Origin of the sequence: Streptomyces katrae (assembly GCF_000966975.1) — a bacterium.
Lineage (GTDB): Bacteria > Actinomycetota > Actinomycetes > Streptomycetales > Streptomycetaceae > Streptomyces > Streptomyces katrae.
Map to the genome: position 1 here is coordinate 1 of NZ_JZWV01000337.1, position 17,129 is coordinate 17,129.

General features: G+C 72.0%; 14 protein-coding genes and 1 pseudogene. 9 read left to right on the plus strand and 6 right to left on the minus strand.

What is annotated here, in order from left to right; genetic code table 11:
• Together VR44_RS13205 and VR44_RS13210 are read right to left on the minus strand one after the other, a co-directional pair.
• Positions 1–395, minus strand: a 395-nt coding sequence (locus tag VR44_RS13205) for a glycerophosphodiester phosphodiesterase (RefSeq protein WP_045947660.1), incomplete at its 3' end; no start/stop codon positions are given.
• A gap of 36 nt (positions 396–431) precedes the next feature.
• Positions 432–1,457, minus strand: coding sequence for an adenosine deaminase (locus VR44_RS13210; RefSeq protein ID WP_045947661.1), 1,026 nt, complete (start codon positions 1,455–1,457; stop codon positions 432–434).
• A gap of 226 nt (positions 1,458–1,683) precedes the next feature.
• On the opposite strand from VR44_RS13210, the gene VR44_RS13215 reads away from it, so the two are divergent.
• Positions 1,684–2,334, plus strand: coding sequence for a DUF4190 domain-containing protein (locus tag VR44_RS13215; protein WP_052713587.1), 651 nt, complete (start codon positions 1,684–1,686; stop codon positions 2,332–2,334).
• Positions 2,335–2,443: 109 nt separating this feature from the next.
• Here VR44_RS13215 and VR44_RS13220 read toward each other — a convergent pair whose 3' ends face one another.
• Positions 2,444–4,036 (minus strand): TROVE domain-containing protein, encoded by a 1,593-nt coding sequence (locus VR44_RS13220; RefSeq protein ID WP_045947663.1) that lies wholly within the window; start codon positions 4,034–4,036, stop codon positions 2,444–2,446.
• A gap of 487 nt (positions 4,037–4,523) precedes the next feature.
• The gene (locus VR44_RS13225) at positions 4,524–5,078 is read right to left on the minus strand and encodes a riboflavin biosynthesis intermediates N-glycosidase (RefSeq protein ID WP_211275063.1); all 555 of its coding nucleotides are present in this window, start codon (positions 5,076–5,078) and stop codon (positions 4,524–4,526) included.
• Between the two features lie 182 nt (positions 5,079–5,260).
• Here VR44_RS13225 and VR44_RS13230 point away from each other — a divergent pair, with 182 nt between their 5' ends.
• The 7 genes from VR44_RS13230 (at position 5,261) to VR44_RS13260 (ending at position 13,110) form a co-directional block, all read left to right on the plus strand.
• Complete coding sequence (locus VR44_RS13230) at positions 5,261–6,775, plus strand: gamma-aminobutyraldehyde dehydrogenase (protein WP_045947664.1); 1,515 nt, start codon at positions 5,261–5,263, stop codon at positions 6,773–6,775.
• A gap of 74 nt (positions 6,776–6,849) precedes the next feature.
• Positions 6,850–8,100, plus strand: a complete 1,251-nt coding sequence (locus tag VR44_RS13235) for an ABC transporter substrate-binding protein (protein ID WP_045947665.1) — start codon at positions 6,850–6,852, stop codon at positions 8,098–8,100.
• Between the two features lie 67 nt (positions 8,101–8,167).
• A complete protein-coding gene (locus tag VR44_RS13240) occupies positions 8,168–9,328 on the plus strand; it encodes an ABC transporter ATP-binding protein (RefSeq protein ID WP_045947666.1) in 1,161 nt (386 codons plus the stop codon).
• Positions 9,325–10,254 (plus strand): ABC transporter permease, encoded by a 930-nt coding sequence (locus tag VR44_RS13245; protein ID WP_045947667.1) that lies wholly within the window; start codon positions 9,325–9,327, stop codon positions 10,252–10,254. The genes VR44_RS13240 and VR44_RS13245 overlap by 4 nt, the downstream gene beginning before the upstream one ends.
• A complete protein-coding gene (locus VR44_RS13250; RefSeq protein WP_045947668.1) occupies positions 10,254–11,048 on the plus strand; it encodes an ABC transporter permease in 795 nt (264 codons plus the stop codon). The genes VR44_RS13245 and VR44_RS13250 overlap by 1 nt, the downstream gene beginning before the upstream one ends.
• A gap of 23 nt (positions 11,049–11,071) precedes the next feature.
• Complete coding sequence (locus VR44_RS13255; RefSeq protein ID WP_045947669.1) at positions 11,072–12,490, plus strand: NAD(P)/FAD-dependent oxidoreductase; 1,419 nt, start codon at positions 11,072–11,074, stop codon at positions 12,488–12,490.
• 164 nt (positions 12,491–12,654) lie between these two features.
• Positions 12,655–13,110, plus strand: coding sequence for a hypothetical protein (locus VR44_RS13260; protein WP_045947670.1), 456 nt, complete (start codon positions 12,655–12,657; stop codon positions 13,108–13,110).
• 43 nt (positions 13,111–13,153) lie between these two features.
• Here VR44_RS13260 and VR44_RS48815 read toward each other — a convergent pair whose 3' ends face one another.
• Both VR44_RS48815 and gabT read right to left on the minus strand, forming a co-directional pair.
• On the minus strand, positions 13,154–13,627 hold the full coding sequence (locus tag VR44_RS48815; RefSeq protein ID WP_342669318.1) for a phosphatase PAP2 family protein: 474 nt from the start codon (positions 13,625–13,627) through the stop codon (positions 13,154–13,156).
• 445 nt (positions 13,628–14,072) lie between these two features.
• Positions 14,073–15,419, minus strand: coding sequence for a 4-aminobutyrate--2-oxoglutarate transaminase (gene gabT, locus VR44_RS13270; RefSeq protein WP_045947671.1), 1,347 nt, complete (start codon positions 15,417–15,419; stop codon positions 14,073–14,075).
• A 972-nt stretch (positions 15,420–16,391) separates the two neighbouring features.
• Between gabT and VR44_RS41175 the strand changes: the two are divergent.
• A pseudogene (locus VR44_RS41175) lies at positions 16,392–17,129 on the plus strand (ATP-binding protein); the annotation flags it as partial.

Genomic DNA, 17,129 nt, shown 5'->3' on the forward strand with positions numbered 1-17,129 from the left:
GTGTTCGGCCCCGCGCAGTAGTACGTACGGTCGCGGGCGCCGCACTCGCGCACCAGGTCGACGACGGTCCGCACGGCCTCGGGCGTGGCCCCCGGCAGGTCGAGCATCAGCCGGCCGGCCCCGGCCGCCATCAGCGCCTCGCGCAGCGTGGGGATCCCGCCCCCGGCGAGCTCCTCCAGCTGCGGGGCCGTGACGGCGTCGAGCCGCACGTCGTGGCCCCACAGCCGCTCCAGCGTCTCGTCGTGCAGCAGGACCGGCACTCCGTCGCGGGTCAGCCGCACGTCCACCTCCACCGCGTCGGCCCCGCGCGCGAACGCGGAGCCGATGGAGGCGAGGGTGTTCTCACGGACTCGGTAGGGATCGCCGCGGTGACCGACGGCAGTCAGGGTGCTCATGCCCCCATTCTCGGGGGCCGGAGCGATCAAGGGGAGTCAGCGGCCCAGCCATTCGGCGGTGTACGCGTCGATCTCCGCGGTCAGCCGCGCCTTGCCGGCCGGGTCCAGGAAGGAGGCCTCGACGGCGTTCTTCGCGAGCTGGGCGAGGCCCCGCTCGTCGAGGTCCAGGAGGCGGGCCGCAACGGCGTACTCGTTGTTGAGGTCGGTGCCGAACATCGGCGGGTCGTCGCTGTTGATGGTGACGAGCACGCCCGCCTGCACCATCTCCTTGACGGGGTGTTCGTCGAGGTCGGCCACGGCGCGGGTGGCGATGTTGGAGGTCGGGCAGACCTCCAGGGCGATGCGGTGCTCGGCGAGGTAGGCCAGCAGCTCCGGGTCCTGCGTGGAGCTGGTGCCGTGGCCGATGCGCTCGGCGCCCAGTTCGCGGATGGAGTCCCACACCGTCTCCGGGCCCGTGGTCTCGCCGGCGTGCGGCACGCTGTGCAGACCGGCCGCCCGGGCCCGGTCGAAGTAGGGCTTGAACTGCGGGCGCGGCACGCCGATCTCCGGTCCGCCGAGGCCGAAGGAGACCAGCCCCTCGGGGCGCAGGTCGACGGCGAGGCGGGCGGTCTCCTCGGCGGCTTCCAGGCCGGCCTCGCCGGGGATGTCGAAGCACCAGCGCAGGATGACGCCGAGCTCGGACTCGGCGGCCTTGCGGGCGTCCTCGATGGCCTCCATGAAGGCGCGCTCGTCGATGCCGCGGCGCGTGGAGGAGTAGGGGGTGATGGTCAGTTCGGCGTAGCGGATGTTCTGCCGGGCCATGTCACGGGCGACCTCGAAGGTCAGCGTGCGCACGTCGTCGGGGGTGCGGACCAGGTCGACGACCGACAGGTAGACCTCGATGAAGTGCGCGAAATCGGTGAAGGTGAAGTAGTCGGCCAGTGCCTCGGGGTCCGTGGGGACCTTCGAGTCGGGGTGGCGGGAGGCGAGTTCGGCCACGATGCGGGGGGAGGCCGAGCCGACGTGGTGGACGTGGAGTTCGGCCTTGGGCAGCCCCGCGATGAAGGGGTGCAGGTCGGACATGGGGGCCTCCGTGGGGACGCTGGTGCGGGCAGGTCTGCCTCATCGTAGGCAGGCCCGGCGGTGTCGGCGGCAGCGCTTAGCATGGCTGTACGAGAGGGGGCGCCGAATGACCGACCAGAGCCCTGAGCCGAGGGACCCGTGGGCGCCGCCCGAAAGGCAGGCGGGCGCGCCGGGGGGCAGCCCGCAGCAGACCCCGCCGGGCGGGGGGACCCCGGGCGCGCCGTCCGTGCACGACCAGCAGACGGTCGCGGGGATGCCGGGAGCCGACTGGGCCCCGCCGGCGAACCCGTCCGGACCGGCGCCCGCACCGGGCCCCGCGCCCGCAGCGGGCCACACGCCGGGCCCCGTACCGGGTCCCGTACCCGCGCCCGCGCCGCCGCAGATACCCGGCGCCGCGTACGGATACCCGGCCCAGCCCGCGTACGGGCAGCCCGGCCCGGCCGCACCCCAGCCCGGGTACGGCTACCCCGGCTACCAGCCCCCCGCGGGCTACCCGGGCACGCCCGGCTACCCGCCCGCGCCCGGCTACCCGGGCTACACCGGCTACCACGCGTACGGCCCGGGCCCCAGCAACGGCTTCGGCGTCACCGCGCTGGTGCTCGGCATCCTCTCCGTCGTGGGCTGCTTCACCAGCTTCCTCGCGATCGCGCTGGGCATAGCCGCGGTGGTCTTCGGCGCGCTCGGACGGGGCAAGGCGACCCGGGGCGAGGCCACCAACGGCGGCGTCGCCCTCTCCGGCATCATCCTGGGCGCGATCGGCATCGTGCTCGGCGCCGTGATCCTGGTCATCGCGTTCACCGGCATCATGTCGGGGAACTTCGACGAGACCCCGGACGGCGGCTCGCATTCGAACACGCAGGTGCGCGAACGGGTCTGAGCCCCGGACCGCCCGCGAGGGCGGACACGACGGACACCGCGACACGGTGAAGGGCCGGGCCCGGGCAGCAGTTGCCCGGGCCCGGCCCTTCACCGTCCCCGCCGCCGGCCTACGCGGTCGCGGCCCACGGCCAGTCGGCGTCCCGGCCGCCCTCGATCAGGGAGACCATCCGGAACGCGGCGTCCGTGAGCCCGCCGAAGGTGTGCCGGTTCGCCGACCCGGAGGGCGCGTGCCCCACCTGGTACCCGGCCAGGTTCCAGGTGTAGACGGGAACCTCCTGCGGGACCAGGGCCGTCGGGTCACCGCCGTAGGCGTACGAGGCCTGCTCGTCCGTGACGATCAGCACCCGGTCGTGGTCCCGGTAGTGCCGGCGCACGGCCTCCGCGGTGTTGGTACCGCCGAGGCTCTCGAACCGGTCGAGCACCTTGAGCACGGACTCGCCCCGCTGGTACGCCACCTCCTTGCTGCCGGTGCCGAACTGCACCAGGTCCGCCCGCTCGGCCCGCAGGGCCAGCGCCGTGCCGAACACGGCTGCCGCGTCGGCCCGGTTGAGCTGCGAGCGGGCCGACAGCGGCGACCACATCGACCCGGAACGGTCGACGAGGATCAGCGTCCGCCCCGACAGCTGCGGCACGTTGGCCAGCGAGTGCCGCAGCGCCTTCTCCAGCGGGTACGACCAGCGCAGCGAGGGAGCGTGCTGGTAGGCGGCCAGGTAGCGGAAGGGGAACTGCCGCGACCGGGCCACGGACTCGGGATCGCCGATCTTCGCAGCGACCCCCTTCGCCACCGCGTCCGAGACCCCGGCCTGGTCGAAGTTGCGCAGGTTGCGCAGCAACGCCATCGAGCCCATGGACGGGATGACCGCCTCCCAGGCGGCCGCGTCCATCGGCCCCTGGAGCCAGCCGGCCAGCGCCTCCCAGGTCATGCCCGCCTCCGCGAGCCGCTCCGCGCCGTCCTTCGCCGTGACCACGGCCCGGCGCCGCTCCACGGGGAGTTCCATGAGCTCCCGGTGCGCGGCCAGGGTGCGGTCGCCGGCCGGCGCCTCGGCGGTCTCGGGGTGGTGGCGGCGGTCGAGGGCGTACCGGAACAGCTCGCCCTGCCACGGCTTGGCGGGGTCCGGCGAGGCGTGCACCAGGTTCAGGACGTCGCCGAAGCGGTAGCCCTTGGAGGCGGTGTCGTACTTCAGCAGCGAGGTGCCGGAGTAGAGCCGGCGCACGGCGTCGGCGATGCCGCGCTTCACGGGCTTGGGCACGTTCCGCCCGTACGCCGCCGTCCAGTAGGCCAGCAGCTCACCGGGCTCGTCGGCGCGCAGCAGCACGGAGTCCACGACCTGCCGGTTGGCGGGCCCGTCCGTGGCGCCCGCGTCGAGGCGCGCCTTGACGTACTCGGCGGCGCCGACGAGGGAGGCCGTGCGCATGCTGCCGTCGCGGCGCAGCCAGCGCAGCAGGCCCGCGGTCCACTCCGGGTCCTTGACGGCGAGCTTCCGCACCAGCGTGCGGAAGCGGTCGTCGCGGGCCTCGCCGGACTCGTAGGCGGTGTCCTGCGTCACGAAGTTGGCGACGGCCAGCAGGAACAGCTCGGAGCGGGCGTCGCGTGCGAAGCCGGGGCTGCCGTGGTGGTTGGCGGGGCGGCGGCCGGTGGAGCGCACGGGCGAGGCGGGCGCGGTCGCGGCCTTGGACGCGCGCTGGTTGAAGCGGGCCATGTGAATCCCCCCGAATTCAAAGGAACGGCGGGAAGGCGTGCCGAGCGGGGGATGCCCGAGATCGGAGTCGGTGACGGTACATATGCCCGGCGAGCTGCCAAGCTGCTCCACCGGCCCTCGCCCTCACGGGTGTCGGGCCGGGTGGGATTCGAACCCACGGCCTCCGGGTCCCGGAAGTAACCGTCGCCTGCGCACCGGGCATCCCCCACGCGGGCCTCCCGAGATCAGATGGGGCGGCGGCGTGATTTCTGCAAGAAGTAGCCGCTGCCGGGCGCACCGGGAGGTGCGTGACGAGTAGGTGTCCAGAGAACAAGGCCGGCGAAACACTAGGTGCTCTGCCAACTGAGCTACACCGGCACGAGTACCGGTGGCGGGACTCGAACCCGCGACCGCCCGATGAGTAGTCGAAGTAGGTCTCGCCTCCGCACCTGGACGACATTCACGTTAGGGCCCGCCCCGCTCCCGCCGCCACGTATTTACGGAGCCCTCAGGAGGCCTCCTCGCGCAGCCGGGTCCGGGCCTCCATCAGGGCGAAACCCAGCAGGTTCAGGCCACGCCAGCGGGCGGGGTCCAGAGCCCGCTCGTCGTCGGGCGCCAGGCCCACGCCCCAGACGCGGTCCACCGGGCTCGCCTCCACCAGCACCCGCGACCCCGTACCCAGCAGGTACGCGCGCAGCGCCGGATCGGAGCCGAACTTGTGCACGCTGCCCTCCACGACCAGCGCGAACCGCTCCCGCTCCCACAGCGCGTCGTCGAACCCGCGCACCAGCCGCCCGGCCTTCTTCGCCTCGGCCGGAGTCCGCGCCTCCAGCGCGGCCCGCTCCGCCTCCGGGTCCCCGAAGAGGCGCGCCTTCCCGGCCATCATCCAGTGCTCGGCCGTCGCGTACCGGACATCACCCACAGTGAAGGGGGACGGCCACCACTGGCTCAGGCAGCTCGGCCCCAGGCTGCCGTCCGGCCGCGGCCGGTGGCCCCAGAAGGGCAGGAAATTCACCCGCTCACCCCGGCTGACCTGCCCGATCAAAGCGTCGATCTTGTCCATGCACGCGAGTCTGCCAGCCACCACTGACACTTCGTACGGGATTTGCGGCGCGCCTCGACACATGGTCGACCGATTCCGTCGCGTAATCAAAAGGCAACAACGGAATCACTTGGCGGAGGAGGAGCCCTCTGTCAGGATCGGCACTCAATTCGAGCTGCAGCTACGGAGAACGTGAGAGCGTGATGGGTAACCGCTTCCAGGTCAAGGACCGCTTCGCAGACGGCGCGCAGTACATCGACGGACGGCTCCGGCCCGGTACCTCAGGACGGTCGCACACCGTCGTCGACCCCGCCACCGGCGAGGAGGTGCTCACCTACGAGCTCGCCGGCCCGGCCGACGTGGACGAGGCCGTCGCCGCCGCCAAGCGGGCCTTCCCGGCATGGTCGGCCGCCACCCCGGGCGAGCGCTCGGACGCCCTGCACCGGCTGGCCGCCGTACTCGCCGAGCAGGCGGAGGACTTCGCGTACGCCGAGTCCCTGCAGTGCGGCAAGCCGCTCAAGCTGACCACCGGGTTCGACGTCCCCGGGACCATCGACAACACGGCCTTCTTCGCGGGCGCCGCCCGGCACCTCCAGGGCCAGGCGGCCGGCGAGTACTCCGGCGACCACACCTCGTACGTACGCCGCGAGGCCATCGGGGTCGTCGGTTCCATCGCCCCCTGGAACTACCCCCTCCAGATGGCCGCCTGGAAGATCCTCCCGGCCGTCGCCGCGGGCAACACCATCGTCCTCAAGCCCGCCGAGCTCACCCCGCTGACCTCCCTGATGTTCGCCCAGGCGGCCCAGGAGGCGGGCATCCCCGACGGGGTGATCAACATCGTCACCGGCGCCGGCCGTGACGCGGGCGAGCACCTGGTCGGCCACCCCGACGTGGTGATGACCTCCTTCACCGGCTCCACCGCCGTCGGCAAGCGGGTCGCCGAGATCGCCACCGCCACCGTCAAGCGGCTCCACCTGGAGCTCGGCGGCAAGGCCCCCTTCGTGGTCTTCGACGACGCCGACGTGGAGGCCGCCGCCCACGGCGCGATCGCCGCCTCCCTGATCAACACCGGCCAGGACTGCACCGCCGCCACCCGCGCCTACGTCCAGCGCCCCCTGTACGAGGCCTTCACCGCCCGCGTCGCCGAGCTGATGGAGACCGTCCGCCTGGGCGACCCCTTCGCCCCCACCACCGACCTCGGCCCGCTGGTCTCGCACGCCCAGCGCGACCGGGTCGCCGCCTTCGTCGACCGCGCCCGCGCCTACGCCACCGTCGTCACCGGCGGCGAGATCCCCGGCGGGGACCTGGCCGAGGGCGCCTACTACCGGCCCACCCTGATCACCGGCGCCGCCCAGGACAGCGAGGTCGTCCAGTCCGAGATCTTCGGCCCGGTCCTCGTCGCCCTGCCCTTCGACACCGACGACGAGGGCCTGGCCCTGGCCAACGACACCCCGTACGGCCTCGCCGCCTCCGCCTGGACCCGGGACCTCTACCGGGCCGGCCGGGCCACCCGCGAGCTCAAGGCCGGCTGCGTCTGGGTCAACGACCACATCCCGATCATCAGCGAGATGCCGCACGGAGGCTACAAGGCCAGTGGCTTCGGAAAGGACATGAGCTCTTACTCTTTCGAGGAATACACGCAGGTCAAGCATGTGATGTACGACAACACCGCGGTGGCCGCCAAGGACTGGCACCGCACGATCTTCGGGGACCGATAAATATCGACATGCGGCTACCTCCGCGTGGCCGCGCCGCCTGACCAGCGGCCCTCCCTCCCGAAAGGGCAACGCGCATGGAGCAGTTCGAGCCCGACCGCCTCTCGGCGGCGCAACTCGCCGCGATGCGGCGCAGTCTCACCAGCGGCCGCGGCGCCCTCACCCGCCGCTCGCTGCTGCGCGCCTCCGGAGCCGGGGCGCTCACCCTGGGCGGCCTCGCCGCCCTCACCGCCTGCGGTATCCCGCCCGCCAAACGCGAGGGCGGCCAGGCGGCGCCGTCCGACGACCACTCGGAGCAGGAGAAGGAGATCAACTTCTCCAACTGGACCGAGTACATGGACACCAGCGACGACGAGAAGTCCCGCCCGACGCTGGACGCCTTCACCAAGCGCACCGGCATAGAGGTCAAGTACACCGAGGACATCAACGACAACGTCGAGTTCTTCGGCAAGATCCGCCCCCAGCTCGCGGCCGGCCAGGACACCGGCCGCGACCTGATCGTCGTCACCGACTGGCTCGCCGCCCGCATCATCCGCCTCGGCTGGGCCCAGAAGCTGGACCCCTCCCACCTCCCCAACGCCTACGCCAACCTGATCCCCCAGTTCCGCAACCCCGACTGGGACCCGGGCCGCGCCCACAGCTACCCCTGGACCGGCATCGACACCGTCATCGCCTACAACGCCAAGGCCACCGGCGGCAAGAAGGTCGACTCCGTCACCCAGCTGCTCGACGACCCCACCCTCAAGGGCCGGGTCGGGTTCCTCACCGAGATGCGCGACACCGTCGGCATGACCCTCCTCGACCAGGGCAAGGACCCGGCGAAGTTCACCACCGCGGACTACGACGCCGCCATCGGCCGCCTCCAGAAGGGCGTCGACACCAAGCAGATCCGCCGCTTCACCGGCAACGACTACACCGCGGACCTCGACAAGGGCGACCTGGCGGCCTGCATCGCCTGGGCGGGCGACGTCATCCAGCTCCAGGCCGGCAACCCCGACATCAAGTACGCCATCCCGGCCGCCGGCTACATCACCTCCAGCGACAACCTGCTGGTCCCCGCCAAGGCCCGGCACAAGGCCAACGCCGAGAAGCTCATCGACTACTACTACGAGCCCGCGGTGGCCGCCCAGCTGGCCGCCTTCATCAGCTACGTCTGCCCGGTCGACGGGGTGAAGGACGAACTGGCCAGGATCAAGCCGGAGCTCGCGGACAACCCCCTGATCGTCCCGGACAAGGAGATGGCCGCCAAGGCCCACGCCTTCCGCTCCCTCACCAGCGAGGAAGAGACGGCGTACGAGGAGAAGTTCGCCAAGCTCATCGGCGCCTGACCGGCCCCCCGCCGGCCCTCCACGCGCCCCTCCCCCTCCCACGACACACCACCGAAGGCTCAGGCCCATGACCGACACCACCGCGAGCGGCGACGTCCGCCTCGCCGGGATCAGCAAGCACTACGGCTCCTTCACCGCCGTGCACCCGCTGGACCTCACCATCCCCCAGGGCTCCTTCTTCGCCCTGCTCGGCGCCTCGGGCTGTGGGAAGACCACCACCCTGCGCATGATCGCCGGCCTGGAGGAGCCCTCCACCGGCACCGTCAGCCTCGGCGAACGCGAGGTCACCCACCTGCCGCCGTACAAGCGCCCGGTGAACACGGTCTTCCAGAGCTACGCCCTGTTCCCGCACATGGACATCTTCGAGAACATCGCCTTCGGCCTGCGCCGTCGCGGCATCAAGTCGGTCAAGAAGCAGGTCGACGAGATGATCGACCTCGTCCAGCTCGGCGAGCACGCCCGCAAGAAGCCCCACAAGAAGCCCCACCAGCTCTCCGGTGGACAGCAGCAGCGCGTGGCCGTCGCCCGCGCCCTGATCAACCACCCCCAGGTCCTCCTCCTCGACGAACCCCTCGGCGCCCTCGACCTCAAGCTGCGCCGCCAGATGCAGCTGGAGCTCAAGCGGATCCAGACCGAGGTCGGCATCACCTTCGTGCACGTCACCCACGACCAGGAGGAGGCCATGACCATGGCCGACACGGTCGCGGTGATGAACGGCGGCCGCGTCGAACAGCTCGGCGCTCCCGCCGAGCTCTACGAGAACCCGCGCACCACCTTCGTCGCGAACTTCCTCGGCACCTCCAACCTGATCGAGGCCTCCGTCGAGTCCACCGGCTCCGACGTGGCCGTCTCCGCCTCCGGCGCGATACTCAGGCTGCCCGCCGCCCGATGTTCGACCACGCCGCGCACCGGCGGAAAACTGCTGGTCGGCGTGCGTCCCGAGAAGATCTCCCTGGTCCCGGCCGAGGACGAGCACACCATCGCGGCCGGCCGCAACAAGATCACCGGCAAGATCGCCGACTCCTCCTTCATCGGCGTCTCCACCCAGTACGTGATCGACAGCCCGGTCTGCCCCGAGCTGGAGGTCTACGTCCAGAACATCGAGCGCGACGCCCGCCTGGTCCCCGGTGCCGACGTCGTCCTGCACTGGAACCCCGAACACACCTTCGGCCTCGACGCCGCCCAGGACATAGACGCGGGCATCGAGACCGTCGAGGAGAGCGCGTGACCGCCACCGCCGCGCCCCCGCAGGCCGAGGCCCCGGCCGTGCCCCCGGTCCACCGGGCCTCGCTGAAGAAGCGCCTGATCCCGTACTGGCTGCTGCTCCCCGGCATCGTCTGGCTGCTCGTCTTCTTCGTGCTGCCGATGGTCTACCAGGCCTCCACCTCGGTACAGACCGGCTCCCTCGAAGAGGGCTTCAAGGTCACCTGGCACTTCCAGACCTACTGGGACGCCTTCACCGAGTACCTCCCGCAGTTCCTGCGCTCCCTGGCCTACGCCGGCACCGCGACGGTCCTGTGCCTGCTGCTGGGCTACCCGCTCGCCTACCTGATCGCCTTCAAGGCGGGCCGCTGGCGCAACCTCCTGCTGGTCCTCGTCATCGCCCCGTTCTTCACCAGCTTCCTGATCCGCACCCTGGCCTGGAAGACGATCCTGGCCGACGGCGGCCCCGTCGTCGCCGTCCTCGACAAGATCGGCTTCCTGGACGTCACCAGCTGGCTCGGCATCACCGAGGGCAGCCGGGTGCTGGCCACCCCGCTCGCGGTGGTCTGCGGCCTGACCTACAACTTCCTCCCCTTCATGATCCTGCCGCTCTACACCTCGCTGGAGCGCATCGACACCCGCCTCCACGAGGCCGCCGGCGACCTGTACGCCACCCCCGCCACCGTGTTCCGCAAGGTGACCTTCCCGCTCTCGATGCCGGGCGTGGTCTCCGGGACCCTGCTCACCTTCATCCCCGCGAGCGGCGACTACGTCAACGCCGAGCTGCTCGGCTCCACGGACACCCGGATGATCGGAAACGTCATCCAGTCGCAGTACCTGCGGATCCTCGATTACCCGACGGCGGCCGCGCTGTCCTTCATCCTCATGGCCATCGTGCTGATCATGGTCACCGTCTACATCCGCCGAGCGGGAACGGAGGACCTGGTCTGATGCGTTGGCTCCGCCGCAATCTCGTCGTCATCGCCGGCCTCGGCACGCTCGCGTACCTGATCCTGCCGAACGTCGTCGTGACGGTCTTCTCCTTCAACAACCCCACCGGGCGCTTCAACTACGCCTGGCAGGAGTTCTCCCTCGACGCCTGGAAGGACCCCTGCGGGGTCGCCGACCTGTGCGGCTCCCTCGCACTGTCCCTCCAGATCGCCCTGTGGGCCACCATCGGCGCCACCGTCCTCGGCACCGCCATAGCCTTCGCGCTGGTGCGCTACCGGTTCCGGGCGCGCGGGGCGGTCAACTCGCTGATCTTCCTGCCCATGGCCATGCCCGAGATCGTGATGGCCGCCTCGCTGCTCGCCCTCTTCCTCAACATGGGCATCCAGCTGGGCTTCTGGACCATCCTCATCGCCCACGTGATGTTCTGCCTCAGCTTCGTCGTCGCCGCCGTCAAGGCGCGCGTGCTGTCGATGGACCCGAGGCTGGAGGAAGCCGCCCGCGACCTCTACGCGGGACCCGTGCAGACCTTCCTGCGCGTCACCCTGCCGATCGCGGCCCCCGGCATCGCGGCGGGCGCGCTGCTCTCCTTCGCGCTCTCGTTCGACGACTTCATCATCACCAACTTCAACTCGGGCAACACCGTCACCTTCCCCATGTTCGTGTGGGGATCGGCCCAGCGCGGTACGCCCGTCCAGATCAACGTCATCGGCACGGCGATGTTCGTCATCGCGGTGCTGGTGGTCCTCGCCGGCCAGTGGGCCGGCAACCGCCGCAAGAAGGCACAACCGAAGTAGACCCCTGTAGGGAGTTGGAAGCCATGGCCCCAGTCGCCATGCGTAGTGTTGCGAAATCCCTTTCCGAAGCGAAGCCGGTCTCGTACTGGCTGGACGACCCCGGCCGCCCCGACCCGCAGCCGGCCCTCACCTCCGACGAGAAGTGCGACCTGCTCGTCATCGGCGCCGGCTACAGCGGGCTGTGGACCGCGCTGCTCGCCAAGGAGCGCGACCCCGGCAGGGACGTCGTACTGATCGAGAGCAAGGAGGCGGGCTGGGCCGCCTCCGGCCGCAACGGCGGCTTCTGCGCGGCCTCCCTCACCCACGGCTTCGCCAACGGCCTGGCCCGCTGGCCCGGCGAGCTGGCCAAGCTGGAGGAGCTCGGCGCCCGCAACCTCGACGCCATCGAGGAGGCGGTCGCCCGCTACGGCATCGACTGCGACTTCGAGCGCACCGGTGAGATCGACGTGGCCACCGAACCGCACCAGGTCGAGGAGCTGCGCGAACTCCACGAGGAGGCCCGGAGGCTCGGCCTCGCCGACGGCTCCGAATGGCTGGAGGGCGAGGCCCTGCGCGCGGAGGTCAACTCCCCGACCTTCCTCGCGGGCCTGTGGGACCGCGAAGGCGTCGCCATGCTCAACCCCGCCAAGCTGGCCTGGGGCCTGAAGCGGGCCTGCCTGGAGCAGGGCGTACGGATCTACGAGAACACCCGCGGCCTCAAGATGGCGCGGGCCGGCGCCGGGATGACGGTGGAGACCCCGTACGGGACGATCCTGGCCCGCCGGGTCGCCCTGGGCACCAACATCTTCCCGTCGCTGGTCAAGCGGGTGCGCCCGTTCACCGTCCCGGTCTACGACTACGCGCTGATGACCGAACCGCTGACCGTGGAGCAGCTGGCCTCCGTCGGCTGGAAGAACCGTCCCGGCCTGGGCGACAGCGCCAACCAGTTCCACTACTTCCGCATCACCAAGGACAACCGCATCCTGTGGGGCGGCTACGACGCGATCTACCCCTACCGGGGCAAGCTCGACTCGGAGTACGACCACCGCCCGGAGACCTACCTCAAGCTCGCCGAGCACTTCTTCACCGCGTTCCCGCAGCTGGAGGGGGTGCGCTTCAGCCACGCCTGGGGCGGGGCCATCGACACCTGCTCCCGCTTCTCGGCGTTCTTCGGCACCGCTCACTCCGGCCGGGTCGCCTACGCCGCCGGCTACACCGGGCTCGGGGTGGGTGCCACCCGCTTCGGCGCCGACGTGATGCTGGACCTGCTGGACGGGCTCTCCACGGAACGCACCCGGCTGGAGATGGTGAAGTCCAAGCCGATGCCGTTCCCGCCCGAGCCCCTGGCCTGGACCGGGATCGCCCTCACCAAGTGGTCCCTGGCCCGGGCCGACGCCCGGGGCGGCCACCGCAACCTGTGGCTGAGGACGCTGGACCGCCTCGGCCTCGGCTTCGACAGCTGAGGAAGCCCACGGACGCCGACGCGCGCACCCCGGCGCACTCCCGCGCCGGGGCGGCGACCCGATTCACCTCCACGGGGTGACCCGACCCGCGTCATAGTGCCGCCCGGCCCCGCTCTCTCCCGGTGAGACACCCTCACCCACGCGAGACGAACGGAGGCCGGGCGATGGCGTTCCCGGAGACCAGGACGGCAGTGGAGTGGCTGGCGGCGGCCGCGCCGGACCCCGAAGCCTGCCGGTGGGAGTGGGAGCGCGGCCCCCTCGGGGTCGCCCTCCTGCCGGCCGGGCGGCACTGGGACCTGCTGATCACCCCTGGGGAACTGGGCCGGGCCGCCCTCGGCGTCCTGCGCCGGCTGCCCGCCCCTCCCGGACCGGTGCTCGCCGCAGGCCGCACCGCCCGCCTGGGCTTCTTCGTCCCCCCGGGCACGGCCTCGCACTGGATCGGCACGGGCGTACGGGGCGCGGGGCGCGGGAGCTGGATCGCGGTCCCGTACCCCGGCCGGGCGACGGGCGGCCCGAGCTGGCTGCGGCTCCCGGACGGCCGCGGCACCCTCACGGACCCGGCACTGCTGGAACTCGCCCTGCACGAGGCGGCGGCGAGGGCCCTGGCGGGGGAGGGGTGAGGCGGCCCGGCCCGCCTGGGGGACCGTCCGGGCGGCCGGGGGTTCAGCCGGAACCGCGGCGCGCACCCCGGCCGGCCGCCCAGCGCACCCCCAGCAGCAGCGGGGTGCACATCAGGAGGCTGGCCAGCACGTCCAGGGGCCAGTGGAAGCCGCGCACCACCAGGCCCGCCGCGGTCAGGGCGGTCAGGGCGGCCGCCGCGGGGAGGGGCCAGCGGCGGCGGGTGTGCGGGGCGAGCAGGAGGGCCGCGGCCGTGTAGGCCGTCAGGGCCGTGGCGGTATGGCCGGAGGGGTAGTAGCCGGCGGCCCAGGGCTCCAGCGGGCCCGGGCGGGCGGTCCACTCCTTGAGCGGCACGATCAGCGCCGGGACCAGGGCCATCGCCAGACCCGCCGCGAGGGCGGCGAGGCGGCGGCCGCGCCGGACGGCGTACGCCACGGCGAGCACGAGGACGGGGACGGCGACCTCGACGTTCCCCAGGTCCGCGAGGCGCTCGGTGACGGCGTCGGGGAGGGTGTGCACCAGGGCGCGGCTCAGCTCCTGATCCGGGGTCAGCAGCGGTCCGCGGACCAGGACCTGCCAGGTGATCAGGGCGAAGAGGACGGCGCAGACGGCCGTCAGGAGGAGGGGGAGGAAAGAGGCCGGCCGTCCCGGAACAGGGGGGATGGTTCCGGGACGGCCGCCCGGATCGGGTTGCCGTGCGCCCCGGGGGGTTTGGGGCGGACGGCCGTCCGATCGGAGAGGAGTGTGCGCGAACGCATGCCCAGTACGGCGCTGGGGAAGCCCTGTACCGGTTTCGCCCCCGGTTGCCCGGGAGCGGTCTGTCTCACTCATCTGCAGAAACCGTACGGCAGCCGAGGGGGGACCGACAGCAGGAACGGCCCCTTGCCATCGGCCCCCCACAGCTTCTTCACAGCGCCCGACCGTTACCGGCGGTACCGGCGGGCTCCTGTGTTCGGCGGCTCGCTCAGACGTCCGTGCCGATGGCCGCGAAGGCGGCCTCGATGAGGTCCAGGCCCTCGTTCAGCAGCTCGTCGCTGATGACCAGCGGCGGCAGGAAGCGGAGGACGTTGCCGTAGGTGCCGCAGGTGAGGACGAGCAGGCCCTCGGCGTGGCAGGCCTTGGCGAGCGCGCCGGCCGCCTCCGGGAACGGGGTCTTGGACGCGGGGTCCTTGACGAGCTCGATCGCGATCATCGCGCCGCGGCCGCGGATGTCGCCGATGATGTCGTACTTCTCCTGCATCGCGGAGAGGCGGGACTTCATGATGGACTCGATGTTCTTCGCCTTGGCGTTGAGGTCGAGTTCCTTCATGGTCTCGATGGAGCCGAGCGCACCGGCGCAGGCCACCGGGTTGCCGCCGTACGTGCCGCCCAGGCCGCCCGCGTGCGCGGCGTCCATGATCTCGGCGCGGCCCGTCACGGCGGCGAGCGGCAGACCGCCCGCGATGCCCTTGGCGGTGGTGATCAGGTCCGGGACGATGCCCTCGTCCTCACACGCGAACCACTGGCCGGTGCGGCAGAAGCCGGACTGGATCTCGTCGGCGACGAAGACGATGCCGTTCTCGTTGGCGAACTTCACGATCGCCGGCAGGAAGCCCTTGGCCGGCTCGATGAAGCCGCCCTCGCCGAGGACCGGCTCGATGATGATCGCGGCGACGTTCTCGGCGCCGATCTGCTTGGCGATCTGGTCGATCGCCGCGGCGGCGGCCTCGGGGCCGCAGTTCTCGGCACCGGTGGGCCAGCGGTAGCCGTAGGCGACCGGGACGCGGTAGACCTCGGGGGCGAACGGACCGAAGCCGTGCTTGTACGGCATGTTCTTCGCCGTCAGCGCCATCGTGAGGTTCGTACGGCCGTGGTAGCCGTGGTCGAAGACGACGACGGCCTGGCGCTTGGTGTACGCACGGGCGATCTTGACGGCGTTCTCGACGGCCTCGGCGCCGGAGTTGAAGAGGGCCGACTTCTTGGCGTGGGTGCCCGGGGTCAGCTCGGCGAGGGCCTCGCAGACCTCGACGTAGCCCTCGTAGGGGGTGACCATGAAGCAGGTGTGGGTGAAGTCGGCCAGCTGCGCGGAGGCGCGGCGCACGACGGCCTCGGCGGAGGCGCCGACGGAGGTCACGGCGATGCCGGAGCCGAAGTCGATCAGGCGGTTGCCGTCGACGTCCTCGATGATGCCGCCGCCCGCGCGCGCCGTGAAGACGGGGAGCACGGAGCCCACGCCGCCGGCCACCGTCGAAAGGCGGCGGGCCTGAAGCTCCTGCGACTTGGGGCCGGGGATCGCGGTGACGATGCGGCGCTCCTGCGGGACAGCGGTCATAGAGGGCTCCCTGGGGGGTGTTTTCGGACGCACTTGTGTCTTTGTCCGCAGGCTAGGCCCGGGGGAGGGGGTAAGGCATGCTCCGTTAGGGAGTGGTGTCCGCGTGTCCTTGTCCGTGGCGGCCATAGGAAGGACGCGGCGCGTGGGCCGTGGATCCCGCCGGGGTACGGGCCCAAGTGGCGGGCCGGGCACTAGATTGAGCGCCGCGGTGTTACAGGGAACGGCAGGGGGCAGGGGTTCATGGACAGCGAGGGCACCTACGAGGGACGGGCGACCCGGGAGGGGCACGCCCCCCACCCGGCGCCACCCACCGCGGCCCCGCCGAAACCACGGCACGCACCGACGGTCGCGGCCCCGCTCGTGGAGTGGCTCCGCACACCGCGCCCGGAGGCGGAGCCGGGGGTGTGGCGGTTCGGGTACGTGCCGCGCAAGGGGAGCGCCGCGGATCCCGTCAGCGACCGGTCGCTGCTCAGCGGGGCGGTCATCTCCTTCCTGGCGTGCGTGCTGGTGTGGTCCCTGATCACCAACCGCTACATCCCGTACGTCGACGTCCCGGTGCGTCTCTTCACCCCCGATGACTGGTGGAAGCCGCTGGGCGGAGGGCCCGTCGACGGCCGGGCCGAAGCCGCGCTGCAGGTGTACGTGATCCTGCTGACGGCCGTGCTGGTGGTGTGGTTCAGCCGCCTCGGTTCCTGGAGTCTGGCCTTCGAGCGGCTCGTCGCCGCGCGCGGCCGCCGGGCCCGGGTGGCGGGGGCGACGGCCGGGGCGCTGTTCGTGGGACTGCTGATCTGGAACGGGACCGTTCCCGTGGTCGGCCTCCTCGGCACCCACTACGACCTGCAGGCCCTGAGCACGGGCGAACAGATGGCACTGACCGCCGTGGTGTACACGGTCTCCCTCGCCCCGGTCGTCGTCTTCTTCACCCGGCTCGCGCTCAAGCCCGCCCCCGGGGAGAGCTCCGGGAAGACCCCGGTGCCGGTGGCGGAGCCCGCGGCCGACCCCGCCGAATGGCCCGAGCTGCGGGACGCCGGGCTCGGGGAGGCGGCTCGGCGGCTCGCGGGGGAGGTGGGGAGGTGCTGGGCGGGCGGATGAACGACGTGGACTACGCGCGGATCCGGCGTGCCTGGGAGTCCGTGCGGGCCGACCCCGCCCGGCTGCCGGCCTTCGCCGACGCCGTCCGCGACCAGGGCGCCGCCGCCTGCGTCCACCCCTCCGGCGACCGCGACCTCCCGGTGCGGGCCGCCCGGCACGACCTCCTCGCCCGCCAGGTGCTCCTCGGCACCGTCGAGGACGGCGAACGCAACCCCTACGCCCGCCGCGGCACCGGCCTCGCCCTCGGTCCCGACGTGCTCGGCACCTCCCTGCTGGCCGTCGGCCCCTCCGGCAGCGGCAAGACCGCCCGCCTCGTGCGGCCCGTCGTCGAGTCGCTCGCGCTCCAGGCACTGGCCGGGCAGGCCGCCGTCATCGCCGTCGGCGCGGCCGGGTCCCGGCTCGGCCCCGACGAGGCCTACGACATCGTGGTCCGCGTCGGCGACCCCGACTCCGTCCACGACCTCGACCTCTACGGCGGCACCGGCGACTGCGACGAAGCCGCCGCCCTGCTCGCCGAGGCCCTCGTCGCCGACGCCCCCGGCGCCGACGTACGCCGCGCCGCGACCGCCCTCGCCCAGGTGCTCGGCCCGTTCCGCGCGGCGCACGGCCGCTTCCCCG